Below are 1,456 nucleotides of genomic sequence, written 5' to 3'. Positions count from 1 at the left end.
CGGGGCCTCCTCACGACTGTGGATAGGCCGAACCAAGGACCACCCTCGTTCGGTAACCCACGAACATGCGCGAGAGAGGCCCTGGCCCGCAACCCCTCACACAAGAGGAGCTGCTCATACCGTCTGAGCCCAGCCCTGGGGCGTAGTTCCGACCCGCCGAGGGGTGGAGGCAGCCGGTGCGCCCAACCGATAGCCTGTCGGGGTACCGCGAAACCACCACCACCGACACGACGAAGAGGGATCTGCGTGACCACCGAGCATCCGTACGAGAGCCAGAAGGAGATCACGTTCGTGATCCCCTGTTACAACTCGGCCGAGTACATGGACCACTGCATCGACTCGATCATGCGTGGCAAGGGCAACATCGAGATCATCATCGTCAACGACGGCTCGACGAAGGACAACACCGCCGAGAAGGCCGACGAGTGGGCCGCGCGCCACCCCGAGACGATCAAGGTCATCCACCAGGAGAACAAGGGCCACGGCGGCGCCGTCATGGCCGGCCTGAAGGCCGCCACGGGCGTGTACTTCAAGGTGGTCGACTCCGACGACTGGCTCGACCCCGTCGCGCTCAACCTCATGATGAGCAAGCTGCGCCACTTCATCGCGTCCGGCTCCCCGGTCGACCTGGTCGTGGCCAACTACGTCTACGAGCACACCATCTCGGGCACCCAGAAGGTCATCAAGTACCGGGGCATGCTGCCGCAGAACCGCGTGTTCACGTGGAACGAGGTCGGCTTCTCCGGCCCCGGGCAGAACATCCTCATGCACGCCGCCACCTACCGCACCCAGGTGCTGCGCGACTGCGGGCTCGAGCTGCCCGAGCACACGTTCTACGTGGACAACATCTTCGTCTACCAGCCGCTGCCCAGCGTCCAGACGCTGTTCTACCTGCCGGTGAACCTCTACCGGTACTTCATCGGCCGCGAGGACCAGTCGGTCAACGAGAAGGTCCAGATCTCCCGCCTCGACCAGCAGATGCGCGTCACGCGGATCATGGTGGAGGCCCACAAGCTCCCCGAGGGTGCGGGCAACCGTCGCCTGGCCGGCTACATGGAGCAGTACCTGGGCCTGATCGTCACGGCGTCCAGCATGTTCGCGCTGCTGGAGGGCACCGAGAAGGGCCTGCGCATGCGCCGCGAGATGTGGGAGCACATCGACGCGGTCGACCCGATCCTGAAGGCCCGGCTGGGCCTGCGGCTGCCGCTGGTGCTGGGGGCGAACCTGCCCGGTGCCGTGGGCCGCAAGGTGTCGGTGGCGCTGTACCGCACTGCGCAGAAGCTCTACCGCTTCAACTGATATGTAGGCCCTTTTGTCAAGGGGGCGTGATGAACCGCCTCAGGTTTGGTGCCGCTTCCTTTTGAGTTGAAAGGATGGCGTCATGCCAAAGATGATCGATCCCCAGGTGCGTGAGCGGGCCGTGCGGCTCGTGCTGGAGCACCGGTCTGAGTATCCG

Annotated in this window: 1 protein-coding gene; it reads left to right on the top strand. The window is 64.7% G+C overall.

The window, feature by feature from the left end:
• Positions 1-246: 246 nt before the first annotated feature.
• Entirely contained in the window at positions 247-1,299 is a 1,053-nt protein-coding gene (locus tag H5397_RS17355; protein ID WP_208090955.1) for a glycosyltransferase family 2 protein, read from the top strand.
• Positions 1,300-1,456: the final 157 nt, after the last annotated feature.

The sequence above is a fragment of the Propioniciclava sp. MC1683 genome (genome assembly GCF_014164675.1).
In the GTDB taxonomy this organism is placed as follows: domain Bacteria; phylum Actinomycetota; class Actinomycetes; order Propionibacteriales; family Propionibacteriaceae; genus Propioniciclava.
The sequence above is the reverse complement of the archived record's forward strand: the minus strand, read 5'-3'. Positions and strand labels throughout refer to the sequence as shown.